The sequence below is a fragment of the Sphingopyxis sp. BE259 genome (assembly GCF_031457495.1).
Lineage (GTDB): Bacteria > Pseudomonadota > Alphaproteobacteria > Sphingomonadales > Sphingomonadaceae > Sphingopyxis.
In genome coordinates, this window is record NZ_JAVDWM010000001.1 from 2,744,167 (window position 1) to 2,771,030 (window position 26,864).

Sequence of the window (26,864 nt, forward strand, 5' to 3'; positions counted from 1 at the left end):
GGCAGAGTAGCTCTTCATCCGGCCGACTCCACCGCGCTGGCCAGACCTGCCGCCATCTTGGTGATATCGCCAGCGCCAAGGCAGATGATCATGTCGCCCGCGCCGAGATCGCCCCCGGCAATGTTCGATGCGATCGCGGATGCGAGCGCGTCGGCATCAGCGACGACATTCGCCTGACGGTGCCCGCGGTCGCGAAGCCCCGCGACCAGCGCATCGGACGATACCCCGTCGATCGGCGCCTCGCCCGCGGCATAGACGGGCAGCGCCAGCACGATGTCGGCGTCGTTAAACGCCTGCTGAAAATCGTCCATATGATCGCGCAGACGGGTGAAGCGGTGCGGCTGGACGACGCCGACAACGCGTCCTGCCCCCACACCTTCGCGCGCGGCCGACAAGACGGCGCGGATTTCGACCGGGTGGTGCGCATAGTCGTCGATCACGGTCACGACGCCGTCACCCGCCGCGATCTCACCGACCTTGGTAAAGCGGCGCTTGACCCCGGCAAAGCCGTTGAAGCCCGACACGATCTTGTCGTCGCTGACCCCCATGTGCAGCGCGACTGCAATCGCGGCGAGCGAGTTCTGGACATTGTGGCGGCCCGACATCGGCAGGTGGATGCCCTCGATCGTCCGGCTGCCCCCGTCACGGTCGCGCACCACGACGTCGAAGCGGTTGCCGTCGGGACCGGGCGTCACATTGGTGCCGCGCACGTCGGCTTGGGCCGAAAAGCCATAGGTCACGATACGGCGGTCGCGGATGCGCGGGATGATCGCCTGCACTTCGGGATGGTCAAGGCACAGCATCGCGGCGCCATAGAAAGGGACGTTCTCGATGAACTCGACGAAGGCGTCCTTGATCGCATCGAAGCTGCCATAATGGTCGAGATGTTCGGGATCGATGTTGGTGACGACCGCGATCGTGCCGTCGAGGCGCAGGAAGCTGCCGTCGCTTTCGTCGGCCTCGACCACCATCCAGTCGGACGCACCGAGGCGGGCGTTCGAGCCATAATTGTTGATGATGCCGCCGTTGATCACCGTCGGGTCGATCCCGCCCGCGTCGAGCAGCGCCGCGACGAGGCTGGTCGTCGTCGTCTTGCCGTGCGTTCCGGCAATCGCCACCGTGGATTTCAGCCGCATCAGCTCGGCGAGCATTTCGGCGCGGCGGACGAGCGGGATGCGCTGCGCCAGCGCCGCCTCGACCTCGGGATTGCCGCGCTTGACCGCGGTCGAGGTAACGACGACCGCAACGCCGTCGACATTCGCCGCGTCATGCCCGATCGCCACCTTGATCCCGCGTTTGCGCAACCCTTCGATGACATAGCCGTCGGCAATGTCGCTGCCCTGCACCTGATAGCCCAGATTGTGCATCACCTCGGCAATCCCCGACATGCCAATGCCGCCGATGCCGATGAAATGGATGATGCCGATGTCGGTCGCAACGCCGCGCATCATTCGCCTCCCATGCGCGCCGAAGCCATGCCGGTCGCTGCGGCGCGCTGGCCCGATGGTGCGCCGACGCGAATGACGTCCATCATCGGCGGCGCGGCGAGCGATTCGACGAGGTCGGCGAGGTCGCGCGTCGCATCGGGCAGGCCGCAGCTCGCGGCGCGCGCGGCGGCATTTTCCAGCGCGCCGGGTTCGAGCGCCATGCGCTGGATCTGCTTGGCGAGTTCGCTGGCGGTGAATTGCGGCTGTGGGATCGACCGCGCCCCGCCGGCCTGCACCATATCGACGACATTATAGGTCTGGTGATTGTCCATCGCGTGCGGATAGGGGACAAAGATCGCGGGCCGTCCGGCGCAGGCGAGCTCGGCCACGGTCGACGCCCCGGCGCGCGCGATCACGAGATGCGCCCAGCGCAACCGGTCGGGGAAATCGGAAATGTAAGTGGCACATTCGGCGGCGACGCCCAGCGCGGCATATTTGCCGCGCACTTCGTCCAGATCGGCCTCGCGGCACTGTTGCACGACTTGCAACCGGTCGAGCAATGCGCGCGGCAGCATCGCAATCGCGGCCGGAACGACATCGCTGAGCACCGTTGCGCCCAGGCTGCCGCCGACCACGAGCAGGCGGAAAATGCCGTCTTCGGACAAGGGCGGAAAGCCTTCCTCGCGGATCGCGATGATTTCGTCGCGCACGGGATTGCCCGTGATGTGCTTCTTCAGCTCGTGCCCCGCCGGATAGCGCTGGATATTGTGATACGCGACCGCGACCGCATCGACGCGCGGCGCCATCATCCGGTTGACGCGGCCCAGCACGGCATTTTGTTCGTGCAGAACGCGCGGCCGTTTCGTCGCGCCTGCGGCAAGCAGGCTGGGCAGCGAGGGATAGCCGCCGAAACCGACGACGACCGCCGGATCGAAGTCGCGGATCAGGTCGATGGCCATGCGCCGTCCCTTGCGGATTGACAGTGCCGCCTTGACCCAGCCGATGGGTCCGCCCGCCACGCGACCGGCGGGCAGGACATGCGTTTCCATCTCGGCGGGGGGGCCAGGGATCTTCAGGCCGCGATCGTCGCTGACCAGCGCGACGCGGTGACCGCGCGCGATCAATTCGCCCGCGAGGGCATAGGCGGGCAGCATATGGCCCCCCGTCCCACCAGCGGCGAGAAGGAAGTGGCGCGTTGCGGTCATGGTCGGGCAGTCATTTCTTGTTCCAGTTGCGGGTCATCGACACCCGCGCCGCATAGGGGTTTCGCCGGGTCAGCGACAAGAGCAAACCCATGCCGATCGACAGCGCGATGAACGACGATCCGCCATAGCTGATAAATGGCAAGGTCATGCCCTTCGAAGGGAAGATCTGGGTGTTCACCGCCATGTTGATCACCGCCTGGCCGCCGAACTGCGCGATCAGCGCCGCGACCGCGAGGATCAGGAAGCTGTCCTCTTCATCGAGCAGGCGCACCAGCACCCGCACGATGATCGCCAGATAGAGGATCGCAATCGCGATGCATGCGATCATCCCGAATTCTTCGCCGATCACCGAGAAGATATAGTCGGTGTGCGCTTCAGGCAGCTGAAACTTCGCCAGACCCGCCCCCGGCCCGGTGCCGATCAGCCCGCCGGCGGTCAGCGTCGCATGCGCCTTGTCGACCTGGAAGCTGTCGCCTTCGGCGAACAGCCAGATGTTGATGCGCTGCTGCGCCACCGGATAGAAGAAATAGGCAAGGATGATACCCACAACCCCGGTCGCGGCAAGCATCCCCATGATCCGCATCGACAGCCCGGCGACGAGCACCAGCACCAGCCAGGTCGCGGCAAAGATGACGGTCTGACCAAGGTCAGGCTGGCCCATCAGCAGGACGGCAATCACCCCGGTCAGAACAAAGCTGAGCGGGACCACCGGCAGGCTTTGGTCATGCAGGCGCAGCGACAGGATCCAGGCCAGCGACACAGCAAAGAAGGGTTTCAGAAACTCCGACGGCTGCAACCGGAACACGCCGCCGCCGATCCAGCGCTGCGCGCCGTTGACCGTCGTGCCGAGCAGCGGCACCAGGAACAGCAGGATCAGGAAGGTGATCGTGCCATAAATGGCGAACCGCCGCGCCTGAGCCTTGGGCAGCATCGACACCGCCAGCATCACCGGCACCCCGACGATCACCCACATCAGCTGGCGATAGAAATAATAGAGCGGGTCGAGCGACGCGGCGCTGGTCGACAATTTCTGCGCCGCCACCGGCGACGCCGCAGCGACCGCGACCAGCCCGATTGCAACCAGCATCGATACCAGCAGGAGCAGAACGCGGTCGATTTCCCAGAACCACAGCCCCAGCGGAGTGCGGTCGGCGCGGCTGAGACGCGGGCCCCGACGCTTGACGGTGCGCGTCGCCGCGATCACCGGCCTCTCAGTCGCGCTCTCCATATTGTCCATCCCCCCGCTCATGCCCCAAGCGCCGCAACAAGTCCGCGAAAAACATCGCCGCGCTGCTCATAATCCTTGAACTGATCGAACGAGGCACAAGCGGGCGATAGCAGGACGATGTCGCCGGGCCGCGCCGTCGCCGCCGCCTGCGCGACCGCCGTCGCCATATCGCCCGACCGTTCGACCGGGATCGCATTGTCGATCTCGGCGGCGAAACCCTCCATCGCATCGCCGATCAGATAGGCCTGCCTCACGTGCCCGAACCACGGACGGCACGCCGCCAGCCCGTCGCCCTTCGCCTGTCCCCCGGCAATCCAGTGCAAACGCTGGTCCGGCGCCGGCGGGAAGGCCGCCAGCGCCGGTGCAGCGGAAGCCGCGTTGGTCGCCTTGCTGTCATTGAACCAGCGGACGCCTGCGACTTCGCCGACCAATTCCATCCGATGCGGCAGCGATTTGTAGGTCGCGAGGCCGCGTTCGATCGCTTCGTCGTTCAGCCCCAGCACCCGGCACACCGCGATCGCGCAGACGGCGTTCTGCGCATTGTGCGGGCCTTGCAGCGCGGGCCAGCGCGCCTGGTCGACCGGGTCGATGTCCTTGCCCGACACGCGGTGCAGGCGGTGGTTGATCCGGCCCGCGATGATTTTCGACGGATCATCGTCGACCGCCACGATTGCGACCTGATCGCGGTGCTGGAGCGAAAAGAGCCGCGCCTTTGACGCCGCATAGCCGGTGAAACCGTCGTAGCGGTCGAGATGGTCGGGGCTGAGGTTGGTCAGCACCGCAACGTCGCACGCCAGGCTATGCGACAGGTCGATCTGGTAACTCGACAATTCGAGCACATAGACGCCGCTTTCGGGCAGCGGATCGCGCGACAGGATCGGCAGGCCGATATTGCCGCCCATCAGCGACGGCACCCCGGCGCTTTCCAGCATATGGTGGATCAGCGCGGTGACGGTCGACTTGCCGTTGGTCCCGGTAATCCCGACAACCTTGTGCGGCGGCATATCGCCCTGCGCTTCGGCGAAGAGTTCGACGTCGCCGATCACCGGTACATGCGCCTCTTTGGCGTGCGCCGCGATCGGGTGGCGATTGAGCGGCACGCCGGGCGACACGACGACTCCGGCAAAACCGATCAGGTCGATGTCGAGCGGATTGCCGATGTCGGCGCCGAGCGCCATCGCATCGTCGCGCGCTTCCTCGCGGTCGTCCCAGGCGGTGACCCCGGCGCCGCTGGCGACCAGGGCCTCGACCGTCGCAAGGCCCGAGCGCGCCAGCCCCAGCACCGCATAGCGGCGACCGGCAAAGGCGCGCGAGGTGATCACCGCAGTTTCAAGGTCGCGAGCCCCGCGAGCGCAAGAACAATCGACACGATCCAGAACCGGATGACGACGGTCGATTCGGGCCAGCCCAATTGTTCGAAATGATGGTGGATCGGCGCCATGCGGAACACCCGCTTGCCGGTGCGCTTGTACCAGAACACCTGGATGATCACCGACAGCGCCTCGACCACGAACAGCCCGCCAACCAGCACCAGCACCAGTTCATGCTGCGCCGTCACCGCGATCGTCGCGAGCGCGCCGCCGAGCGCCAGGCTGCCGGTATCGCCCATGAAGACGGCCGCGGGCGGCGCGTTGAACCACAGGAAGGCGAGGCAGGCGCCGATGATCGCCGCCGCAAACACCGCCAGCTCACCCGCCCCCGAGACATGCGGAATGCCCAGATATTCCGCGAATTTCACATTGCCGGTCAGATAGACGATGACGAGGAAGGTCAGGCTCGCGATGATCACCGGGAAGGTCGCGAGCCCGTCGAGCCCGTCGGTCAGGTTCACCGCATTGCCAAAGCCGACGATCAGCACCATCGCAAAGACATAATAGAGCGGCCCGAGTTCGATCACGACCCCGCTGAAAAACGGCAGATACAGGTCGGTGCCGGTGCGCGAGACAATCAGGAACACCGCCACCCCGGCGATCAGAAACTCGATCAGCAAGCGCACCCGCCCCGGAATCCCGCGGTGACTGGCCTTGGTCACCTTGTCGAGATCGTCGAGGAAACCGACCGCTGCGAACCCGCCGGTGACAAAAATGCACGCCCAGACAAAGCGGTTCGACAGGTCCATCCACAAGAGGGCGGAGATCATCAGCGAGATCAGGATCATCAGCCCGCCCATCGTCGGCGTACCCTTTTTGGCGAGATGGCTCTGCGGCCCGTCTTCGCGGATCGGCTGGCCCTTGCCCTGCCGCATCCGCAGCATCAGGATGAAACGCGGCCCGATCCACAGCCCGATGATCAGCGCGGTCGCGACCGCCGCGCCTGAGCGGAAGCTCAAATAGCGAATGAGGTTCAGAACCCCCGGAAAGCCCAGCCATTCCGCCAGCCAATATAACATCAATAGTCCCCGTTGGTCAGCGCGGTCACAATATGTGACAGCCCGACGCTGTTCGACCCCTTGACCAATACGGTGTCGCCGGGACGGATCACGTCGCCCAGCCGAGCGCTGGCGTCTGAGTGGGCGGCGACATGCTCGAAATCGATCCGGCCCTCAAGCGCTTTGGCGAGCGGCGCCATTTCTTCGCCGACAAGCAGGGCGAATTGCACCCCGGCTGCGACGAGCGGAGCGGCAAGACCGGCGTGATAGGCTTCGCCGTCCGCCCCAAGCTCTTTCATCGCTCCCAGAATCGCAATGCGGCGGTCACCGGATTCGCTGCCGAGCTGTTCGATGGTTACCGTCATCGACGCCGGATTGGCATTATAGCTTTCGTCGATCAGCAGGACATGGCCGCCGCCAAACGATATACGGTGGCGCGCGCCGCGCCCGGCAAGCCCGGCCATTTCAGCAAAGGCGAGCCCCGCCGCGGGCAGATCGCCGCCGACCGCCTTGACCGCTGCCAGCACCGCGAGCGCATTGGACACCCAATGCACCCCGGCCTGCGCGATGGTGAAGCAGAGCAGCGCATCCTGCACCTGCGCGGTGACAAGCGAACCGCCCTTGCCGTCCGACAGCCAGTCGACCGCGCGAACATCGGCATTGGCGCCTAGGCCGAAGCTGATGACATGCGCGGCGTGCTGCTCGGCCTTGGCGCGCAGCCCCGCATAATGCGGGCTGTCGAAGGGGACGATCGCGGTGCCGCCGGGTTCGAGCCCCTCGAAAATCTCGCCCTTCGCATCGGCGATCGCCTCTTCGCTGCCGAAAAATTCCATATGCGCGGGGGCGATGGTGGTCACGATCGCCACATGCGGGCGGACCATGCGGGTCAATTCGGCGAGTTCGCCCGCGTGGTTCATCCCCATTTCGAACACGCCGAAATCGGCGGTCGAGGGCATGCGCGCTAGGCTCAATGGGACGCCGACATGATTGTTGTAGCTTTTGACCGAACGGTGCGCCTTGCCGGGGCGGAAGCGGTCGAGCGCTGCGAACAGCGCCTCCTTGGTTCCGGTCTTGCCTGCCGATCCGGTCACTCCGATGATGCGGCCGTGGCTGCGCGCGCGCGATGCGGTGCCGAGCGCATTCAGCGCCGCGGTGCTGTCGGCGACGCGAATATGCGGGTGATCGATCTCGGATTCGCAGATGACCCCAGCCGCCCCTGCGGCAATCGCCTTGTCGATGAACTTGTGTCCGTCGGTCGCCTCACCGCGCATCGCGACGAACAGATCGCCGGTGGTGACTTCGCGCGAATCGAAGGCGACGCCGTGGACGGTAAAGTCTGTGCTCGCCTCGCCGCCGGTCGCGGCCACGATGGCGCGGGCGGTCCATAGCGGGGTCATGCCGCGCACTCGCGCGCGACCGCGACGTCGTCGAAGGGAATGACGCGCATATCGGCGCCCGCGCCGACGACCTGCCCCTGCTCATGCCCCTTGCCCGCGATGCAGACGATGTCGTCGGCGCACGCTTCGGCGATGGCGGCGGCAATCGCGGCGCGGCGGTCGCCGATGACCTGCGCGCCGGGCGCGCCGTCAGCGATCGCGGCGCGAATGACGGCGGGGTCTTCGCCGCGCGGATTGTCGTCCGTGATGATCAGCACGTCGGCTTTGGCAGCAGCGACCTTGCCCATTTCGGGGCGCTTCGCCTGATCGCGGTCGCCGCCGGCGCCGAACACCAGGATCAACCGTCCGCTGGCGTGCGGGCGCAGCGCATCGAGCGCCGCGGCGATCGCGTCGGGCGTGTGCGCATAATCGACATAGACCGGCGCGCCCGCTTTCGTGATCGCGGCGCGCTCAAGCCGCCCGCGCACCGGCTGGAGCCGTGCCAGATTGGCCAGCGTCTGCGCCGTATCGCCGCCGGTCGCGATGACCAGCCCCGCCGACACGAGCGCATTCGCGACCTGATAGGCGCCGATCAGCGGCAAATCGATTTTGTGGGTGACATCGCCCGCCGCGATGACGAGCGACTGGCCAAGTTGCGTCGGTTCGCGCGAAATCAGGCGCAGCGTGTCGCCGTGGGTCCCGACAGTTAGCCGCCGGACGCCGCGCGCCCTCACCGCATCGATCACTCGCGGCGAATATTCGTCGTCGGCCCACACGACCGCGGCGCCGTCCTGATCGACCACTTCGGTGAACAGGCGCAGCTTGGCGGCGAGATAGGCGTCCATCGTGCCGTGATAGTCGAGATGATCGTGGCTGAGATTGGTGAACGCCGCCGCCTTTACCGGCAGGCCTTCGGTGCGATATTGGTCGAGGCCATGGCTCGACGCCTCGAACGCGGCATGACCGACGCCCTCGACCGCCAGCCCCGACATATTGCTGAGGAACGTCACGATGTCGGGGGTCGTCAGCCCGGTTGAAGCGCTGTCGGTCGAGGTGGTGATGCCCAGCGTGCCGATCGACGCCGCGTTGAACCCCGCCATCCGCCACAACTGGCGCGTCATTTCGACGGTCGAGGTTTTGCCGTTGGTCCCCGTCACCGCGACACAGGTTGCCGGAAAACGGTGGAAGAAGCGCGCTGCGATATGGGCAAAGGCGCGGCGCGGATTGGCTTCGGCGATATGCACCGCGCCGTCGACCTGCGCTTCGGGCCGCGCGACGATCGCGATCGCTCCGGCCTCGATCGCGGCCGGAATGAAGTCCTCGCCGTTGAATTTTTCGCCGACGAAGGCGCCGAACACGGTTCCCGGCGCGATCTTGCGATGGTCGATGGCAAGGCCGGTGACGACCGGGTCGGTGCCCGCACCCCCTTGATCGCCCATCAACGCGGACAGGCGCATTATTCGCCTTCCCCGTTTCTCCACAGCAGCGGGGTGAGTTCGGAGACGTCGACATCGCGGCTTTCGTCGGGGAACACACCGAGCATCGGTCCGGCGCGCATCACAACCTTGCTGACCACCGGCGCCGCGGTCCAGCCCGCGGTGCGCTGGCCCGAACTATAGGCATTGCCCTTTGGCTCGTCGATCATCACCAGGACGACATAGCGTGGATTGTCCATCGGAAAAGCGGCGGCAAAGGTCGCGACGACCGAGCTGCGGCGATAGCCACCGGCGCCCGGCTTTTCGGCGCTGCCGGTCTTGCCACCGACGCGGAAGCCCGGCGCTTCGGCCTTTTTGCCGGTGCCGTCGGATACGATCAGGCGCAGCAACTGGCGCATCCGGGCGCTGGTTGCGGCCTTGAACACGCGGCGGCCCTTCGGCGGCGCCTGGTCACCCAGCTTGGTGATCGTCGCGGGGCGATAGATGCCGCCGTTAACCAGCGCGGCATAGGCACTGGCAAGATGCAGCGGGGTGACAGCGATGCCGTGGCCGTAGCCGGTCGTCATCGTGGTCAGCCGACCCCAATCCTTGGGCCACAGGGGAAAAGCGCGTTCTTTCAGGTCAATTTTCGGCCGCGTGTTGAAATCGAGCTTGCGGAACATCGCTTCCATATTCTCGCGACCCAATTCGTCCGAAATGCGCGCGGTGGTGATGTTCGAGCTGTGGATCAGCGTTTCGGGGACATTCAGCCAGCGGTTCGAGGGATGGCTGTCGCGGATGCGAAAGCCCGCGATCGCGAGCGGCGCCGTGGCGTCATACCGGCGCGCCATGCTGGTGACCGTTCCCGCATCGATCGCCGCGGCCACCGTCAGCGGCTTGAAGGTCGAACCGAGCTCGTAAAGATTGTGCGTCACCGCGTTGCGCCGCGCCGCCATATTCTCGGGCACCAGCTTGTTGGGGTTATAGGTCGGCAGCGAGGTCATTGCCGCAATTTCGCCGGTGTGGACATCGAGGATGATCCCGGCGCCGCCGATCGCCTCCAGATTGGCGACCGCAGAGCCAAGTTCGCTTTCGAGCACCCCCTGCACCCGCGCGTCGATCGACAGAGCCAGCGGCTCGCCGCGCGTTGCCTTGTCGATCAGGCGGCTGTCGAACGCCCCCTCGGCGCCGGTGACACCGTGCCCCGCGGCGTCGGTGAACCCCAGCACATGCGCGGCGAGGCTGAGCTGCGGATACAGCCGTTCCTTTTCGCGCGGAAAATCGAACCCGACGTCGCCGATCGCGTTCACCGCCGCGACCTGATCGGGCAGCGCGCGGCGGCGGATATAGGTCGGCCGCGCCCCGCTGACCTTGGTCAACAGCTCGGCGCGGGTCATGTCAGGGAAAATCTTGTGCAACTCGTCGGCCAGATATTGGCGGTTGTTGAGCAGCTTCTCTGGAACGACGCGGATCGAATAGCCGTCGATCGTCCGCGCCAGCGGAATGCCGTTGCGGTCGACGATGTCGGCACGCGCCGGCAGGAAGGCGGTCGAGGCCGATCCGTTGCGCGATGCGGTGTCGAACATCGCGAAGTAAATCAGCCGCATCGACACCAGAAAAAATGCCGCCATGAACAGCAGCATCAGAATCATCAGCCGCTGCTGCGCGGTCAGCAGGATTTGCTGCCGCACCCCGGCGGTACGTACTCGGGTCGGACGGACGACCAGCGTATTCATCGGCCGGACTTTCCTCCTGCGGCTTCGGCAGCGGCGGCGCGCTTCAGATCGGCGAGCGTCGATTCGGCGAGCAACTGGTCCTCGATCATCTTGAGCTGCTCGCGGCGGCGCGTCGGCGCCATTCGCGGCGCCGCATCGCTGCGGATCCCCGTCTCGGCCTGCGCCAGCACGACCGGCTTGGCCGCGGCGGGCTTGCTGGCGACCGGGCTTTCCTTGGGCGTCTCGATGACTGCGACCGGCGACACCATCGCCATCAGCACCGGCGCAACCTCGTTGGCGCCGCGAGCGCGCGGCAGGCGATCGAGCGACGCCAATTGGCGTTCATTTTCCAGATACTGATCGGCGCCGGGCGCCGAATACCCGAACGTGTCGGCATTCCATTGTTCGAGCTGGCGCATCGAAGCGCGCACCGCGAGTTCGGATTCCAGATAGCGGATATTGTCGCGGCTGCGCTCGATCTCTTTTTCGATGCGCGTCAGTTCGCTGCGCGTCGCCGCGACCTTCAGCGACACGGGATAGAGCATCATGGCGAAGATGAGCACGAGCAGGACCAGCCCGATGCCCTGAAGTTTGCGCGCCGCCATCAGCATGAGATCGCCTCCTTCATCGTGGATTGTCCCGGCCACGGCGGCGCTGCGGTGCGCACTGCGCTGCGCAGCGTTGCCGATCGGGCGCGCGGGTTGCGGGCCTCTTCGGCCTTGCCCGGACGCACCTTGCGTGCCGGAGTCTGGAATGACGGGGCGTGCGCGGCAGCCGCGGCGGCGGGGCGATGACGCGACCCGCCGGCGTCGCCGCCGCTGCGTTCGCGCAGAAAATTCTTCACGATGCGGTCTTCGGTGCTGTGAAAGCTGACCACCGCCAAACGGCCGCCCGGGCGGAGCAACCGTTCGGCGGCGGCCAGCCCCGCGACCAACTCGTCGAGTTCGGAATTTATGTGGATGCGGATCGCCTGAAAGCTCTTGGTCGACGGATCCTTGGGCGCACCCGGCGGGTGACGCAGCGCCTTGCGGATCACTGTCGCCAGTTCGCCGGTGCGGCTGAGCGGCCGCGCGGCGACGATCGCGCGCGCGACGCGGCGCGACTGGCGCTCGTCGCCATAATGGAACAGCACATCGGCGATCTCGGTCTCGTCGGCGCGGTTCAGCCAATCAGCAGCGCTTTCGCCGTCCTGCGCCATGCGCATGTCGAGCGGGCCGTCCTTCTGGAACGAAAAGCCGCGCTCACCCTGATCGAGCTGCATCGACGACACGCCGATGTCGAAGGTGATGCCGTCGACCGCGTCGATACCGCGCTCGGCGAGCAGCCGGTCGATTTCACCAAAGCGGCCATGAATCAGCACCAGCTTGCCGTCGGCCTCGGCGACCAGCGCCTGGCCGCCAGCAATCGCGTCGGGATCGCGATCGCAGGCGACAACATCAGCGCCCGCGGCGAGCATCGCGCGGGTGTAGCCCCCCGCACCAAAGGTCGCATCGACATGCCGTTCGCCCGGGGTGATGGCGAGCGCCGCGATCACTTCGTCGCGCAGTACCGGGGCATGGCGGGGGTCGTGGGACAGTTCGGGGGACAGCTCGCTCATTTGCGCCCCTTCCCTTTGGTGGCATCCCACGCCGCGGCGAGCCGCTGCAACACCGGGTCGGCGTCGGCACATTCGGCGAGGGTCGGCAGCCACCAGATTTCAAAGCGGCGTCCCGATCCGACAAAAGCGGTCGCACCGGCGTCGCCGACGCGGTCACGGTGGGTGAAGCCGGGCAGGAAGCGTCCGCTGTCGTCGAGCGCATAGGCGTCGGTGTAGCTGAAGCGTTTTTTGAACTCGGCATCTTCTTCGAAATCGAGATTGCGCGACCGGGCGGTTTCACGATCGCGCTCGATCTCGCCGTTCAGCCGGTCATATTGATCGTGGCCATAGGCGACGAGGCAGGGCAGCTTTTCGTGAAAGCCGACCCAAAGCACGCGCTGGCCGTCCGCAGTAAGGGGCACATTGTTGCGGAATTGAGAGGGGACGGCGATGCGTCCCTTGCCATCGATCGCGGCGAAGCTGGTTCCCGCATACTGGCCGGGCGTTACAATCGCCATCGCTCTGCCCCCGTATGCGCCACCGGGCAATACTTCCCTGACCCCGGAATCGCCTGATTCCAGCTGGTTCGGTGTCGGTGGAGATTGCCCCTCTCCGATTCCTGACTATCAACTATAGATCGGGGTGAAAAGGGGTAATTTGGGGTGAAATAGGGAATCTACTCCCTATTTGCCGCAAAAAGCCGCAATTGGTCGCCGAAATACCGTCGCAACGGTTCAGCGCAACCGCGCCGCGCCGTCCAACTGGGTCAAAATGGGTCGAAAAGGGCGCCTCAATCGGCGCGGGCGCGAATCCACAGCGGTTGCAGCATCGCGACTCCAGCGCCGGGCCATAGCTGCGACGCCAGCCATTCGATCGTGTCGGCCCGCCGCAGGTGGTCGGCGCCCGGCACCGGGGGCGACCAGAGGGGCGCAAACAACAGGTCGGCATCGCCCACCAGCCATGCCTCCCCCGCCCCGATCGGACAGCGCGCGACATGGCGGTCGGCGAAGGCGCGGCAGCTCTGCGGCAGCCGCGCGAACGCGCCCGCGCTCGACAGGCGCAACCGCGCCCCGCCGACATCTGCGACAAGCACGCCATCGTCATCGACCGGGGCAGCCGCCAGCGTCACCCCCCAATGATCGAGCAACGGGGTCAGCAGGCTGGTCACCGGCGGATTGCGCGGGTCGCCGAGCGGATGGCGCATTGGCCAGCCCGACAAGGCGTCGGCCAGCACCACCGCCTTACCGCCGCCGCGGACAAAGGCGTCGATCGCCACCAATTCCCGCGGCGCCAGCGCCCGCGGATGCGCGATCAGCAGCGCGCCGCCAGGCGGCGGGACATGATCGACCAGACTGTCGACCAGCGCCACCGGCCCCATGGCCTCCAGCCGGGCGAGGGCCGGGTCGTCCGGTGCCCCCTCAGCGATCATCGCGGCGATACCGCCGCCGCCCGACCAGCGTAGCGGCAGACCCGTCAGCATCGTGGCCGCTGGCGCCGCCGTCAATGCTACGGCGGGTCGGTAAAGGCTGGCGAGCAGGACATGCCCGGCCCCGAACCAACCGAACGTCAACGCCAGTCCGACACCCCAGCCAAGCACGGTCTTTCGCGGCCGCCATTGCAGCACCGCATCGGCGGCGAAGCCCGCGATTGCCGCGGCCCCGCCGATAAGTATCAGTTGAAGCCATGCCACCGATCCTGCGAGCACGGCTGCCAGCAGTGTTTGGGCAAGCAGAAGAATGATGAGAGTCACAACGAGTGTCCGGCGGCGCGACGCCGTCGCGGCATCGCGATGCCAGCCGGCCAGGATAAGCATCGGTAGCGCCAGGATCGGCAGCGCCAGCGCCGGGTCAATGCGGCCAAGCAGCGCCTGGCCGCCACCGATCCACGCCAGCAGCAGGGTTAGCGCGGCTGTCACGACAGCCTGCACCGCCGCGCGGCGCGACACCTTGGTCACGGGACGGATTTGCGTGCGCGCTGCAATTCGGGGTCGGGTTCCAGATCGGGAACGGTTGCGGGCGACGGTGCCGCCTGCGGCACCTTTACCTCGGTCGGGGCGTTTTCATCCTTTGACGATGGCGACACCGGCTGGACGCCCAATTCTTCCAGGGGAGCGCCGCTGCCCTGTGCTTCGCCGGGCATCTTGACCTCGGCCGTGGCGGCAGCGTCGCTTTCGACATTTTCGCGCGCGCGGTCGCCGATCAGCCCCGCCATGCCAACGAGCAACAGCACCGTCAGCACCCCGGCAATGCCGATCTGCAACCGCCGCATGGTGTCGTTGACCGGCGCGGGAACCGGGGCTTTGGCCGGGGCATTGCTGTCGATCCGCAAATCCCTCACGCCCCCGCCTCCTCGTGCACCGCCGCCAGACCTTTGCTTGCCAGCCACTCGGGGTTGTAAAGCGTCGACAGATAGCGAAACCCGCTGTCGCACAGGATCGTTGCGATGCGCTTGCCCGGCCCCAATTGCCGCGCCAGCGCCATCGCCCCGGCGACGTTGATGCCCGACGACAGCCCCAGGCACAGCCCTTCCTCGTCGAGCAGGCGGCGGACCACGGCTAGCCCTTCGGCATCCGAGATGCGGAATTGCGTATCGATCGGCGCGCCGTCGAGGTTGGCGGTGATGCGGTTCTGACCGATGCCTTCGGCGACGCTGGCGCCTTCGGCTTTCAACTCGCCGCACTGATAATAATTGTACAGCCCGGCGCCGTGGGGATCGGTCAGTGCGATGATGATATCCGGGTCGTGCGCCTTCAGGCCGAGCCCGGTCCCGGCGATCGTGCCGCCGGTCCCCGCGGCGCAGGTGAAGCCATGGATGCGGCCGCCCATCTGCCCCCAGATTTCCTCGGCGGTGCCCATCACATGCGATTTGCGGTTGGCGATATTGTCGAACTGGTTCGCCCAGACCGCATTGTCGGTTTCCTCGGCAATGCGGCGCGAGGTGTGGACGAAATGGCCGGGGTTGGCAAAGGGCGCGGGCGGCACCAGCACCAGCTCAGCGCCCAGCGCGCGAATCGTCGCCATCTTCTCGGCGCTCTGGTTGTCGGGCATGACGATGATCGTCCGATAGCCCAGCGCGTTGCCGACCAGCGCCAGCCCGATGCCGGTGTTGCCCGCCGTGCCTTCGACGATCGTGCCGCCGGGTTTCAGGCTGCCGTTCGCCTCCGCATCGCGGACGATATAGAGCGCGGCGCGATCCTTTACCGATCCGCCGGGGTTGGCATATTCGCACTTGCCCCAGATTTCGCAGCCGGTGGCTTCGCTCGGCCCCTTCAGCAACACCAGCGGGGTGTTGCCGATCAGGTCGAGGCTGTTTGCAGCAATAGTCATGTCGCTGATTTAGGGCGCCGCCCCCGGCCTCGCAAGTCAGCTTCGCTTGGCGCGGCAAAGATCACCCTTTGTCGACCAACCGCCATGTTGGTCCGACAAACGACGCTTCGGACGGCATGCAGGGCTTGTCATTGTGACAGTATATCATTACTGGACCCCGCTCAGGTCGTCATAGAACAGGACTCTCCCCTCATGCGTTTGCTTTGCTCCGCCGGTTTTACCTTTGCCATGCTCCTCGCCGCCCCGGCTTTCGCGCAGGACCGCGCTGCCGCGGGCAGCGACGACGACATCCACACCGGCGATCCGATCATCGTCACCGCGCCCTATGTCCGCAGCCTGGACATTCTGGGCAATGTGTCGGTGGTCGAGGGGGACGAGCTGGCGCGCGACATCCGCGGTCAGATCGGCGACACGCTGACCCGGCAGGCGGGCGTATCCGCAACCAGCTTTGCCCCCGGCGCGTCACGCCCGGTGCTGCGCGGCTTTTCGGGCGAGCGCGTCCGCGTGCTGACCGACGGGATCGGGTCGATCGACGTGTCGAACACGTCGGCCGACCATGCGGTGACCATCGATCCGCTGACCGTCGAGCGCATCGAAATCCTGCGCGGCCCGGCCGTGCTGCTGTTCGGCAGCCAGGCAATCGGCGGCGCGGTCAACCTGTTCGACCGCCGAATTCCAAGAAAAGTTCCTACCGATCATGTCCATATCGACGCGATCGGCGGCTATGCGACCGCCGCCGACGACCGCAACATCGGCAGCTCGATCGACGTCGCACTAACCCCGCAGATCGTCGCGCATCTCGACGGCAGCTGGCGCAAGACCGGCGATGCGCGCGCGGGCGGTTTCGTCTATGCGCCCGGCATCCGCGGCGATTTGCTGCATCTGGCCGAACATGAAGTCGAAGAAGGTCATCTCGACGAGGCCGCCGAACTGACCGCCGACGCCAACCGCCGCGGCAAGATCCCGAATACCGCGAGCGAGACCTGGACAGCGGCGGGCGGTCTGTCGCTGATCAACGACGGCGGCCAGCTGGGTATTTCGGTCAGCTATTTCGACAGCAATTATGGCGTCCCCTCGCGCCCGAACACCGCGCACGACCATGGCGGCGAAGAAGGCGAGGAAGAAGGCGGGCATGACCATGGCGAAGCCCCGGTCACCATCGGACTGAAGCAATGGCGCGCCGATGTGCGCGGCGAGGTCGAGATGGGCGACGGCTTTTTCGACAAGCTGCGCATCCGCGCCGGGTTCGCCGATTATGAACATACCGAGTTCGAGGGCGACGAGGTCGGCACTGTCTTTACCAACCAGGGCGTCGAGGGTCGGCTGGAGCTGGCGCAAAACGACCGCGGCGGCTGGCGCGGCGCCAGCGGTGTCCAGTACAGCCACCGCGATTTCAACGCGATCGGCGCCGAAGCCTTTGTGCCGCGCAACCTGACCGACCAGTTCGCGCTGTTCACCTTGCAGGAATGGACGCTGGGTTCGCTCGGCGTCGAGGCCGCGGCCCGCTATGAAACGACCGACGTCCGCGCCCCGGCACTCGGCATCTCGCGCAGTTTCGACACCTTCTCAGGCGCGCTTGGCGCAAATTACGACATCAGTGACAGCGCCAAGATCGGCCTGTCGGTCGCCCGCGCCGTCCGCGCGCCGTCGGCCGAGGAGCTGTTCTCGAACGGGCCGCATATCGCGACCCAGTCGTTCGAGGTTGGCGACGTCAACCTCAAGCGCGAAGCCAGCTGGGGCGCCGAAGCGTCGTTCAAGCTCAAGACCGACGCCTTCAGCCTCAGCCTGACCGGCTATTCCAACTGGTTCGACAATTTCATCTATTCCGAAGCCACCGGCGAGGAAGATGACGAACTGCCCGTCTTCCAATATTTCCAGCGCGACGCCCGCGTGTGGGGTTTCGAGGCCGAGGCGAGCGCCCGGCTGGCGCAGGTCGGCAGCTTTAATATCGTCGGCGACGTCGTGGCCGACATGACGCGCGCCAAGATCAAGGGCGGCGACCATGTCCCGCGCATCCCCGCGATGCGCGTGCTGGGCGGGCTTGAGGCGCAGGGCGAGCGCATCGACGCGCGCGCCGAGGTCGAATGGACCGACAATCAGAACCGCATCGCCGCGTTCGAAACACCGACCAAGGGCTTCACGCTGGTCAACGCGTCGATCAGCTGGCGGCCGCTGCCCGACACCAAAAATCTGACGCTGTCGCTCGCCGCCAACAACATCTTCGATGTCGAGGCGCGGCGGCACGCCAGCTTTACCAAGGATTATGTCCCGCTGACCGGCCGCGACATCCGCATCACCGCGCGCGCGAGTTTTTAAGATTATCGTCGCCCCCGCGCAGGCGGGGGCCGCTGGCAGGGTTGGATCAGACTTATGGCGGCCCCCGCCTGCGCGGGGCGATGGGCCCTAAAACGGCAATTGCTTGCGCTTGTTCCAGTAGATCGAGGTCGCCGCGGCATAGGCGCCGACCTTTTCCCACGCCGTCGTATCGACCGTTTCGATGTCGACGCCGCTGTCGATATAGGCCTGCACGATCTTCATGATCTGGTCTTCCGACATATCGCTCGACAGGTCGGGGTTGGCGCCTGCGGGGCCGAAGTCGAGCGCCTTGTCGACGATCGCCGACGACAGGTTTAGCTTGGCGATGTCGCCGACCAGCCACTCGCGCGAAATACGCGCGAGACTGTAGTCGAAATAAGCGGCCTTTTGGGCTTCGGCGATGCCATGTTTGGCAACACAGCCCTCGGTGACCGTCGAGAGCTGCTTGAACAGCGCATCGCGCGACGCATCGTCACCTGCGCCCGCCATCGACGCGCCGATCGACGCCTTCGTGTCAGCGGCAACCGCCGATACGACGCAATCGAACTTCTCGCCTTCCTGCGCCGCGGCGGCCGTCGGCAGCGCTGCCAGCGTCAGCGCAGCGCCCGCCATCAAACTCTTCAGCATCCAGATATTCCCTTCAACGTCGCCTTGCGATCCCTCAGGACAGCATGGCCATCCCGCCGTTCACATGCAACGTCTGACCGGTCACATATCCAGCCTCTTTCGACGCCAGATAGACGACCGCCGCGGCAATATCGCTGCCCTCGCCCATCCGGCCCGCCGGGATGCGCTGGTTCAGCGCGTCTTTTTGCGCGTCGGGCAGGTCGTCGGTCATCGCGGTGGCGATAAAGCCCGGCGCGACGCAGTTCGCGGTCACCCCGCGGCTGGCCAGTTCCTGCGCCAACGCCTTGGTCATTCCGGTGACCCCGGCCTTCGAAGCCGCGTAATTGGCCTGCCCCGGATTGCCGGTAGCGCCGACGACGCTGGTGATCGAGATGATGCGGCCGAACCGCGCCTTCATCATCGGCTTCGCCGCCGCACGCGCGAGGCGGAAATTGGCCTCAAGATTGATACGGATAACGTCCATCCACTCCTCGTCCTTCATCCGCATGATCAGATTGTCGCGCGTCACCCCGGCGTTGTTGACGAGGATGTCGAGCTTGCCGCCCAGCGCGTCGACCGCGGACGGCACCAGCGCATCGACCGCGGCGGCATCGCCCAGATTGCAAGGCAGAGCGACATGATCGCCGCCAAGCGTGTAGCGAAAGGCGTTCAGCTTATCGGCGTTGGACCCCGACACCGCAAGCCGGGCGCCCTGCGCCGCCAGCGCCTGTGCGATAGCTGAACCGATGCCGCCCGACGCGCCGGTGACGAGGGCGGTCATGCCGGTGAGATCAAACATTCGAATTCTCCTGATTTTTGTGATTAGAGCGTCTTGAGCAGCGCTTCGATATCGTCCATCGAAATCACGCTGGCGGTCTCGACCTCGCCCGACGCGCTGCGCTTCACCATCGGCGACAGCACCTTGCCGCCGAATTCGACAAAATGCGTCACGCCGATGCCTTCCATCGCGCCGACGCTTTCGCGCCAGCGGACGCGGCCGGTGATCTGCTGGACGAGCAGGTCGCGGATCGTGTCGGCGTCGCTCACCGGGCTGGCGGTGACGTTGGCGACCACGGGCACCAACGGGGCGGCGGGCGAGTTGACGCCGAGCGCTTCGGCCATCGCATCCGCCGCCGCCTGCATCAGCGGGCAATGGAACGGCGCCGACACGGGGAGCAGCACCCCGCGCTTGATGTCATAATCCTTGACCAGCGCGACCGCGCGCTCGACCGCGCCCTTGTGGCCCGAGATCACGACCTGCGACGGGTCATTGTCGTTGGCGACGGTGCAGACCTCGCCTTCGGCAGCCGCGTCGGCGAGTTTCTGCGCGGTGTCGATATCGGCGCCGAGCAACGCTGCCATCGCGCCGATGCCGACCGGCACCGCCGCCTGCATCGCCTGACCGCGCGTCTTCAGCAGCCGCGCGGTGGTCGCGAGGTCGAAGGCACCCGCGGCGCAGAGCGCGCTATATTCGCCCAGACTGTGGCCCGCGACATAATCGGCCTTGGCCGACAAGGTCACGCCGCCTTCCTTTTCCAGCACGCGCAACGTCGCGATCGCATTGGCCATGATCGCGGGCTGGGCATTTTCGGTGAGGGTCAGCTGATCCTCCGGCCCTTCGCTCATCAGCAGGAACAGCTTTTGCCCCAGCGCGTCATCGACCTCCTGAAACACCTCGCGCGCGACCGGCGAGGCGTCAGCGAGCGCCTTGCCCATGCCGACTGCCTGGCTGCCCTGACCCGGAAAGATGAATGCGCGCATATTGCGTCCCCTAGCGTGATTATGAATTGGGCCGCGCCTATTCCTTCACCCGGCGCGATGCAAGCCGAAGGGGACGACCTTGTTTTCGGCATCATGGCCGATGTCGGCGCGGCCCAGATAGGGGATGGCGCACCGCGTGCACCACTGCTGCGCGATCTCCTCGGCTTCCAGCCCGAACGGCCGGTCGTTTTCGCGAATGTCGCCGACCCGGCCGAGCCGCAGACCGGCCAGGCCGCGCGGGCCCAGATAGCTGGCGACATGAAAAAAGGCGCGGTCAAAGGCATAAAGATATTCGCTGACCTCTTCGACCAGCAGCACATGCCCCGACAAATCGGGCTCTAGCGGCGTACCGAGCAGCATCGACAGCGTCATCAGGTTGAATGCGGCATGGCGCGCGCCATGCTGCAAGCCCGCCTCGCAGGCGCCCGGATCGCGCGCGACCAGCCAGTCGAGCGCGCGCAATATCGCAGCGTCGCCGCCCTCGCGGCGAATATCGGCGACCATCGGTCCGTGCGCGACGTGATCGAAGCCGTCGCGATAGAGCGCGCCGAGCAGATTGCCCTGATCCGAATAGCCAAGGAACGCCTTGCGCCGCGCGACATCGGTCATCGCCGCGACTGCATCCTCGGCAATCCGGCACGCGCCATAGCCGCCGCGCGCGAACCAGATCGCGTCGATGTCCGGACGGTTTGCCATTTCCACGAGCGCGGCAAAGCGATGCCCGTCCTCGCCAGCAAAATGGCCGTGGGTGGCGAAACATTGCGGGTCGAAGACCAGCTCGACGTCGGGGTAGCCGAGGCTGGCGAGCGCGCGGACAGCTTCCGCATCGTCGGGCAATATGGGGGTCGAGGGAGCGACTATTCCGATGCGCATGGAGCGACCTTCAAATCCGTTCGTGTCGAGCGAAGTCGAGACACCCATCGTCACAGCGCCGGGCCGAGGGGCATCTCGACGTCGCTCGATGCGAACGGGGAAAGAGAGTGCCGCTCTGGTTGCAAACCCTTCGCCAAGGCCATAACGCCGCGCCATGGCGGAAAACAAATCCTATTTCTTCTGTGGCATCGGCGGGTCGGGCATGTTGCCGCTCGCCATGATTGTCGCGGCGCGCGGTGCCAGCGTTGCGGGGTCGGACCGCAGCCGCGACCAAGGACGCTCGCCCGGAAAATTCGCGTGGCTCGAAAGCCAGGGCATCGCATTTCACCCGCAGGATGGCAGCGGGCCGAAAGCGGGTCAGATCCTGATCGCATCGGCGGCGATCGAGGACAGCGTGCCGGACATCGCCGCCGCGAAGGCGCTCGGCCTCGCCCGCATGACCCGCGCCGATCTCAACGCCGCGCTGTTCAACGACGCGGCCCAAGCGATCGGCGTCGGCGGCACCAGCGGCAAGTCGACCGTCACCGGGATGATCGGCTGGATCCTCGAAAGCGCGGGGAAAAAACCGACGGTGATGAACGGCGCGGTGATGCGCAATTTCGCGAGCGAAGACCGGCCCTTTGCCAGCGCGCTGGTCGGCGGCAATGCCGTTTACGTCAGTGAAGTCGATGAAAGCGACGGCTCGATCGCGCTCTATCAGCCAGACGTCGCGGTGGTCACCAACATCAGCCTCGACCACAAGAGCCTCGACGAACTCCATGCACTGTTCGGCGATTTTGTCGGCAAGGCGCGGATTGCGGTGATCAACGCCGACGATCCCGAATCGGCGGCGCTGTTCAATGCCGACAACAATCTGCGGTTCGGGTTCGGCGACGGCGCGGCGCTGCGTGGCAGCGATTTTACGGCGCTGCCCGACGGCTGCCGCTTCAAGGTCGCTTTCCAGGCGACCACGCACGACGTGCGGTTGCGGATGCCGGGCCGCCACAATGCGATGAACGCACTCGCGGCGATCGCGGCGGCGCGCGCGATCAATATATCGGTGGCGGACTCGGTGGCCGCCCTTGTCGATTTCACCGGGCTGGCGCGCCGTTACGAAGTGCTGGGCCAGGCGGGCGGCGTGACGGTGATCGACGATTTTGCGCACAACCCCGACAAGGTTGCCGCGACGCTCGCCGCGGTCGCCGAACTGCCCGGCCGCGCCCTGCTGTTCTTTCAGCCACACGGTTACGGCCCGCTGCGCCAGATGGGCCGGGAACTCGCGGCCAGCTTTGCCGCCGGGATGCGGCCCGATGACAAGCTCTATGTTTGTGACCCCGTCTATTTCGGCGGCACCGTCGATCGCAGTATCGGCAGCGAGGCGCTGGTCGCCGCGATCGTTGCGAGCGGCGGCGATGCGGTGCACCTGACGACCCGCACCAATTGCGGCTCCGCAATGCTCGACGAAGCAAAGGCCGGCGACCGCATCCTGATCCTCGGCGCGCGCGACGACACGCTGACCGAATTTGGGCACGAATTGCTGGCGAAGCTCGCATAGTCCCTTCTTCCCTTGCGGAAGAAGGACATGGAGGCTTGTGAGCGCAGCGAACTAGCCGCAGTTGGATGAGGGGTTGCGAGCCACCGGCTCGCGCGGTCGCAGATCGACCGCAGACCCCTCACCCAGCTCCGGCTAGCCAGCAAGCTGGCAAGTCTGCGCCCCCCTCTCCCGCAAGGGGAGAGGGGCGGAAGAACCCTTGCTTTCCGCCGCCGAATCTATATAGGCGCGCTCCATTGGGGCGAGGCTCTTGGCCGTCGCCCCATTTGCTTTGCACCAATTTCGCATCGCAAGACGACAGCCGGAGGGGCCTGCGATTGGCGCAGGTCAGCGATCGGCCAAATCGAAGGAAGCGCATCATGCCGTTCTACGAGCATGTTTTTATCGCGCGTCAGGACCTGAGCCAGGCTCAGGTCGACGCGCTGGCGGAAACCGTCACCAACGTCATCACCGAATATAAGGGCGAGGTCCACAAGACCGAAACCTGGGGCCTGAAGCAGCTCGCCTACAAGATCCAGAAGAACCGCAAGGGTCATTATGTGATGCTGTCGGCCGAAGTGTCGGGCGAAGCGATCGCCGAGATCGAGCGTCAGGCGGCGATCAGCGAAGACATCATCCGCTGGATGACGATCAAGGTCGACGAACTTGAAAAAGGTCCGTCGGTTATGATGCGCAAGCAAGAACGTCGGGGCGGCCGCGGCGAACGTGGCGGTCGTGACCGCGACGGCGAAGAATAAGGATAACGAACATGGCACGACCCTTTTTCCGCCGCCGCAAGACCTGCCCCTTCACGGCGAAGGACGCACCGGTCATCGATTACAAGGACGTTCGCCTGCTCCAGGGTTACCTGTCGGAGCGCGGCAAGATTGTCCCGTCGCGGATCACCGCGGTGTCCGCCAAAAAGCAGCGTGAGCTGGCGAAAGCGATCAAACGCTCGCGCCACATCGGCCTGCTGCCCTACATTGTGAAGTAAGGAGGGCTGGTCTGATGGAAATCATTCTGCTCGAACGCATCGAGAAACTCGGCGGCATCGGCGATGTCGTCAACGTCAAGAACGGCTTTGCCCGCAATTACCTGTTGCCCAACAACAAGGCGCTGCGCGCGAACGACGCCAACCGCAAGCTGTTCGAAGCGAACCGCGGCAAGATCGAGGCTGACAACGCCGAACGTCGCGGCGAAGCCGAAGGCCGCGCCAAGGATATTGACGGCAAGCAGATCGTGCTGATCCGCCAGGCGTCGAACACTGGCCAGCTGTATGGTTCGGTTTCGGTCCGCGACATCGTCGATGCGCTGGCCGAAGACGGCGTCACCGGCCTCGGCAAGTCGATGGTTGAACTCGAACGCCCGATCAAGTCGCTCGGCCTGGTCGACGTCAAGGTCAAGCTGCACCCCGAAGTCATCGTGACGGTCGCAGTCAACGTCGCGCGTTCGCCCGACGAAGCCGAGATGCAGAAGCAGGGCATCGACGTTATCCAGGCCATGTTCGAGGAAGAACAGGCCGAAGCGGTTGCGACGGCGCTGGAACCCGACAGCGAAGACGAATTCGACGACGCGACGCCGCCGTCGGAACGCGCTGCCGACGCCAGCGACGAAGCGGCTGACGACGCCAAGGAAGACTAAGCCTCTTTTGGCGAACGCCTTTTGAAAGGGCCGCGTTTCCGAAAGGAAGCGCGGCCCTTTTCTGTGGCGGAGCGGCTGGTGCGATTGGCCGGTTTCGACCGGAAGTAGACGTTCCGGACCTTACAACTTCGTCATTCCCGCGAAAGCGGGAACCCAGGGTGGGGTTAGCCTACGCACGCTCTGGGTCCCCGCTTTCGCGGGGATGACGAATTTGGGGAATTGCAGCTTCCCACCCCAGAGCCGACGCCGCCCGAGCATGATCGCGTCTGGCCAACCCGGCTCGCCTTTCCTATGGCGCGGGGATGGCCGACGATCCGTTCCTGCACCGCTTTGCCGCCGACGCTGGCCTGTTGCCGCATATGGCAGACCTCGCGAACGACCGGCTGCTCGTTGCCCTGCTGACTGAAGCCGATTACCGCGCCGCCAGCTTTCTCGATCAGCGGCTGCTGACCGACCGCATCGGCCGCGAATGGTTGGCGTGGGACGCGCTGCCCGATCTGGGCGCTGCCGCGCCGCGGCCGCATTTCATCTTTCACATCGGCCATGTCGGCTCGACGCTGGTGTCCCGCCTGCTCGCCGATGTCGGCCATGGGTTGCCGCTGCGCGAGCCCATGCTGCTGCGCACGCTGGCGCAGGTCGCCGAGCGCCTGAACCAGCCCGAATCGCTGTGGTCACCCGATCGGTATCGCCAGCGGCTGGCGCAGACTCTTGGCTGGCTCGGCCGCGGCTTCGCGCCGGACCAGCACGCGATGGTCAAAGCGTCGAGCGTGATCACCGCGATCGCTGGCGATCTGACGGGTGCCGATGGTCGCGCGCTGTTCCTTTACGTCCCCCTCGCGCGGTACATCGAGACGATCCTGGCGGGCGAAGCGTCGCTCGCGGAAACACTGGCTCAGGCGCCCGCTCGCATGGCGCGGTTGGTGGCACAGCTTCCCGATTTCCCCGCCGCGCTGTGGCAATTGCCCCCCGTCACTCGCATCGCGATGAGCTGGCTGGCCGAAATGGCGACGGCGCAGCGCACCCTGCCGCCATCCGATCCTCGCCATCTGTGGATGGATTTCGAACGCCTGTTGGCCGACCCGGCCACCGCACTTGCCGCGCAGTGCCGCCATTTCGGGCTTCCGGTCGACCCCGCACGAATCGACGGCGCACTCGCCGGCCCGATCATGGGCCAATATTCCAAAGCGCCCGAACATGGGTACAGCCCCGATCTTCGCCGCGACCTGCAGGCACAGGCCGCCGCGGAGCACGCGCCCGCCATCGCCGAAGCCATCGCATGGGTTGAAGCCCTCGCCGCACGCTATACAAGCCTTGGCACCCTGCCGATCCACGGCGACCAGGAAAGCCGATAAATGTTCAAGATCGTTCAGCTCCTCGACGACGACGCGGTGCGCACATTGCGCGACATCGCCGCGAGCGGCCAATTCGTCGATGGACGGATCAGCAACCCCCATTCGGCAGTAAAGAACAACCTGCAATTGCACGACGCCGGCGCCTATGAGCGCTCGTCGAAAATCCTGCTCGACGCGATGGTTCAGAACCCCGATTTCATGGCGTTTTCCTTTCCGGCGCGGATCGCCCCGCCGCTGCTGACCCGCTATTCGCCGGGCATGCATTACGGGCTGCACCCCGATGCCGCCTATATCCCCCTGCCCGACGGCCAGCTGCGCACCGACGTCAGCTGCACTGTTTTTCTGAACGATCCTGCCGACTATGACGGCGGCGCGCTGCATGTGCAGTTGGGCAATGCCGACCTGCGCTTCAAGGAAGCGGCGGGGGTGGCGGTCGTCTATCCGTCGCACACGTTGCACGAGGTCGAGCCGGTGACGCGCGGCGAACGGCTGGTCGCGATCACCTTCATCCAGAGCCTGATCCCCGACGTCGCTCAACGCGGCCTGATGTACGACCTCAACGAAATCGCGGCGATCGAGGGTGGCCAGATGGATCCGGCCAATTTCACCCGGCTACAGGCGGTGCAATATCAGTTGCTCAGGATGTGGCGGCGCTGACCGCCAGCATTTTTTCGGCGAGGATCCACACCCATACGGCCAGCGTCAGCGCCCCGCCGGCAATCGTCGCGCGCACCGCGACCGACAACAGCTGCGCCTGGGCGTCGATCGAATAGGTAAAGGCGGCGAACAGCCGCTGGCGCAGCCCGTCCGCCTTGTCGAGCCTGTCGCTGTCAAACTCTTCGCCGAGCAGCAGGGCCCGCAAACACAGGAAACTGGACAGGATGAGCGGCAGGATGCCGACAATGCTGGCGATGGTCAGCCACGGCTGCGTGGCGGCGTCGAGACTGAGCGGCGCGCCGGGGCTGGCCGAAATCGGATGCGTCCCGATCGTGATTGCCAGCGCGTTGAATGCCAGCAAGCCGCCAATCCGCACCGACAGATCAAGGTCGCGATTTTCCAGAAATTCGAGATCGGCGATAAAGCCCGCATCGGGCGTCTCGCCGCGCATCTCCTGAAAGGCGCGCAGCCGGGCGCGGAACGAACGGTTCCGCCGCGACCGCCACCCCATC

At 65.8% G+C, this 26,864-nt stretch carries 26 protein-coding genes; 7 read left to right on the plus strand and 19 right to left on the minus strand.

Annotated elements, in window-relative coordinates; all coding sequences use genetic code 11:
* Positions 1-14: 14 nt before the first annotated feature.
* From murC to J2X44_RS13300, 14 genes are all read right to left on the minus strand, one after another.
* Positions 15-1,448 (minus strand): UDP-N-acetylmuramate--L-alanine ligase, encoded by a 1,434-nt coding sequence (gene murC / locus J2X44_RS13235; RefSeq protein ID WP_310084840.1) that lies wholly within the window; start codon positions 1,446-1,448, stop codon positions 15-17.
* Entirely contained in the window at positions 1,448-2,632 is a 1,185-nt protein-coding gene (murG, locus tag J2X44_RS13240; RefSeq protein ID WP_310084842.1) for an undecaprenyldiphospho-muramoylpentapeptide beta-N-acetylglucosaminyltransferase, read from the minus strand. The genes murC and murG overlap by 1 nt, the downstream gene beginning before the upstream one ends.
* Positions 2,633-2,642: 10 nt before the next feature.
* Complete coding sequence (locus J2X44_RS13245; protein WP_310084845.1) at positions 2,643-3,881, minus strand: putative peptidoglycan glycosyltransferase FtsW; 1,239 nt, start codon at positions 3,879-3,881, stop codon at positions 2,643-2,645.
* Positions 3,878-5,182 (minus strand): UDP-N-acetylmuramoyl-L-alanine--D-glutamate ligase, encoded by a 1,305-nt coding sequence (gene murD / locus J2X44_RS13250; RefSeq protein WP_310084848.1) that lies wholly within the window; start codon positions 5,180-5,182, stop codon positions 3,878-3,880. Before murD ends, J2X44_RS13245 begins: the two co-directional genes overlap by 4 nt.
* Positions 5,179-6,249: a phospho-N-acetylmuramoyl-pentapeptide-transferase gene (gene mraY / locus J2X44_RS13255; RefSeq protein ID WP_310084851.1), complete on the minus strand. Its 1,071-nt coding sequence runs from the start codon at positions 6,247-6,249 to the stop codon at positions 5,179-5,181. Before mraY ends, murD begins: the two co-directional genes overlap by 4 nt.
* Positions 6,249-7,625, minus strand: a complete 1,377-nt coding sequence (murF, locus tag J2X44_RS13260; RefSeq protein ID WP_310084853.1) for a UDP-N-acetylmuramoyl-tripeptide--D-alanyl-D-alanine ligase — start codon at positions 7,623-7,625, stop codon at positions 6,249-6,251. Before murF ends, mraY begins: the two co-directional genes overlap by 1 nt.
* The gene (locus J2X44_RS13265; protein WP_310084855.1) at positions 7,622-9,061 is read right to left on the minus strand and encodes a UDP-N-acetylmuramoyl-L-alanyl-D-glutamate--2,6-diaminopimelate ligase; all 1,440 of its coding nucleotides are present in this window, start codon (positions 9,059-9,061) and stop codon (positions 7,622-7,624) included. Before J2X44_RS13265 ends, murF begins: the two co-directional genes overlap by 4 nt.
* Positions 9,061-10,755 (minus strand): penicillin-binding protein 2, encoded by a 1,695-nt coding sequence (locus J2X44_RS13270; protein WP_310084858.1) that lies wholly within the window; start codon positions 10,753-10,755, stop codon positions 9,061-9,063. Before J2X44_RS13270 ends, J2X44_RS13265 begins: the two co-directional genes overlap by 1 nt.
* A complete protein-coding gene (locus J2X44_RS13275; RefSeq protein WP_310249308.1) occupies positions 10,752-11,339 on the minus strand; it encodes a hypothetical protein in 588 nt (195 codons plus the stop codon). The genes J2X44_RS13270 and J2X44_RS13275 overlap by 4 nt, the downstream gene beginning before the upstream one ends.
* A complete protein-coding gene (gene rsmH / locus J2X44_RS13280) occupies positions 11,339-12,331 on the minus strand; it encodes a 16S rRNA (cytosine(1402)-N(4))-methyltransferase RsmH (protein WP_310084864.1) in 993 nt (330 codons plus the stop codon). Before rsmH ends, J2X44_RS13275 begins: the two co-directional genes overlap by 1 nt.
* The gene (locus J2X44_RS13285; RefSeq protein WP_310084869.1) at positions 12,328-12,828 is read right to left on the minus strand and encodes a division/cell wall cluster transcriptional repressor MraZ; all 501 of its coding nucleotides are present in this window, start codon (positions 12,826-12,828) and stop codon (positions 12,328-12,330) included. The genes rsmH and J2X44_RS13285 overlap by 4 nt, the downstream gene beginning before the upstream one ends.
* Before the next feature lie 272 nt (positions 12,829-13,100).
* Entirely contained in the window at positions 13,101-14,264 is a 1,164-nt protein-coding gene (locus J2X44_RS13290) for a hypothetical protein (protein WP_310084871.1), read from the minus strand.
* Complete coding sequence (locus J2X44_RS13295) at positions 14,261-14,647, minus strand: hypothetical protein (RefSeq protein WP_310084874.1); 387 nt, start codon at positions 14,645-14,647, stop codon at positions 14,261-14,263. The genes J2X44_RS13290 and J2X44_RS13295 overlap by 4 nt, the downstream gene beginning before the upstream one ends.
* Positions 14,644-15,636 carry a cysteine synthase A gene (locus J2X44_RS13300; RefSeq protein WP_310084877.1) on the minus strand — a complete coding sequence of 331 codons (993 nt, stop codon included), beginning with the start codon at positions 15,634-15,636 and terminating at the stop codon, positions 14,644-14,646. Before J2X44_RS13300 ends, J2X44_RS13295 begins: the two co-directional genes overlap by 4 nt.
* A 192-nt stretch (positions 15,637-15,828) precedes the next feature.
* Between J2X44_RS13300 and J2X44_RS13305 the strand changes: the two genes are divergently transcribed.
* Complete coding sequence (locus J2X44_RS13305; protein ID WP_310084879.1) at positions 15,829-17,952, plus strand: TonB-dependent receptor; 2,124 nt, start codon at positions 15,829-15,831, stop codon at positions 17,950-17,952.
* A gap of 87 nt (positions 17,953-18,039) precedes the next feature.
* Here J2X44_RS13305 and J2X44_RS13310 read toward each other — a convergent pair whose 3' ends face one another.
* From J2X44_RS13310 to J2X44_RS13325, 4 genes are read right to left on the minus strand one after another with little or no spacing between them, the layout of a single operon-like run.
* A complete protein-coding gene (locus J2X44_RS13310; RefSeq protein WP_310084882.1) occupies positions 18,040-18,579 on the minus strand; it encodes a hypothetical protein in 540 nt (179 codons plus the stop codon).
* A 34-nt stretch (positions 18,580-18,613) separates the two neighbouring features.
* Positions 18,614-19,357, minus strand: coding sequence for a 3-oxoacyl-[acyl-carrier-protein] reductase (gene fabG / locus J2X44_RS13315; RefSeq protein WP_310084885.1), 744 nt, complete (start codon positions 19,355-19,357; stop codon positions 18,614-18,616).
* 23 nt (positions 19,358-19,380) lie between these two features.
* Positions 19,381-20,319: an ACP S-malonyltransferase gene (fabD, locus tag J2X44_RS13320; protein WP_310084887.1), complete on the minus strand. Its 939-nt coding sequence runs from the start codon at positions 20,317-20,319 to the stop codon at positions 19,381-19,383.
* A gap of 45 nt (positions 20,320-20,364) precedes the next feature.
* The gene (locus tag J2X44_RS13325) at positions 20,365-21,192 is read right to left on the minus strand and encodes an LD-carboxypeptidase (protein ID WP_310084890.1); all 828 of its coding nucleotides are present in this window, start codon (positions 21,190-21,192) and stop codon (positions 20,365-20,367) included.
* 154 nt (positions 21,193-21,346) lie between these two features.
* Between J2X44_RS13325 and J2X44_RS13330 the strand changes: the two genes are divergently transcribed.
* The 6 genes from J2X44_RS13330 (at position 21,347) to J2X44_RS13355 (ending at position 26,352) form a co-directional block, all read left to right on the plus strand.
* Positions 21,347-22,726 (plus strand): Mur ligase family protein, encoded by a 1,380-nt coding sequence (locus tag J2X44_RS13330; RefSeq protein ID WP_310084891.1) that lies wholly within the window; start codon positions 21,347-21,349, stop codon positions 22,724-22,726.
* 356 nt (positions 22,727-23,082) lie between these two features.
* Positions 23,083-23,460: a 30S ribosomal protein S6 gene (rpsF, locus tag J2X44_RS13335; RefSeq protein ID WP_310084893.1), complete on the plus strand. Its 378-nt coding sequence runs from the start codon at positions 23,083-23,085 to the stop codon at positions 23,458-23,460.
* Positions 23,461-23,471: 11 nt separating this feature from the next.
* Positions 23,472-23,696 carry a 30S ribosomal protein S18 gene (rpsR, locus tag J2X44_RS13340; protein ID WP_088440322.1) on the plus strand — a complete coding sequence of 75 codons (225 nt, stop codon included), beginning with the start codon at positions 23,472-23,474 and terminating at the stop codon, positions 23,694-23,696.
* 14 nt (positions 23,697-23,710) lie between these two features.
* Positions 23,711-24,343: a 50S ribosomal protein L9 gene (rplI, locus tag J2X44_RS13345; RefSeq protein ID WP_310084898.1), complete on the plus strand. Its 633-nt coding sequence runs from the start codon at positions 23,711-23,713 to the stop codon at positions 24,341-24,343.
* Positions 24,344-24,645: 302 nt separating this feature from the next.
* Entirely contained in the window at positions 24,646-25,695 is a 1,050-nt protein-coding gene (locus tag J2X44_RS13350; RefSeq protein ID WP_310084900.1) for a hypothetical protein, read from the plus strand.
* Positions 25,696-26,352, plus strand: coding sequence for a Fe2+-dependent dioxygenase (locus J2X44_RS13355; RefSeq protein WP_310084903.1), 657 nt, complete (start codon positions 25,696-25,698; stop codon positions 26,350-26,352).
* Here J2X44_RS13355 and J2X44_RS13360 read toward each other — a convergent pair.
* Positions 26,333-26,863 (minus strand): hypothetical protein, encoded by a 531-nt coding sequence (locus J2X44_RS13360; RefSeq protein ID WP_310084906.1) that lies wholly within the window; start codon positions 26,861-26,863, stop codon positions 26,333-26,335. The two genes, J2X44_RS13355 and J2X44_RS13360, sit on opposite strands and share 20 nt — an antisense overlap.
* Between the last annotated feature and the right edge of the window lies 1 nt (position 26,864).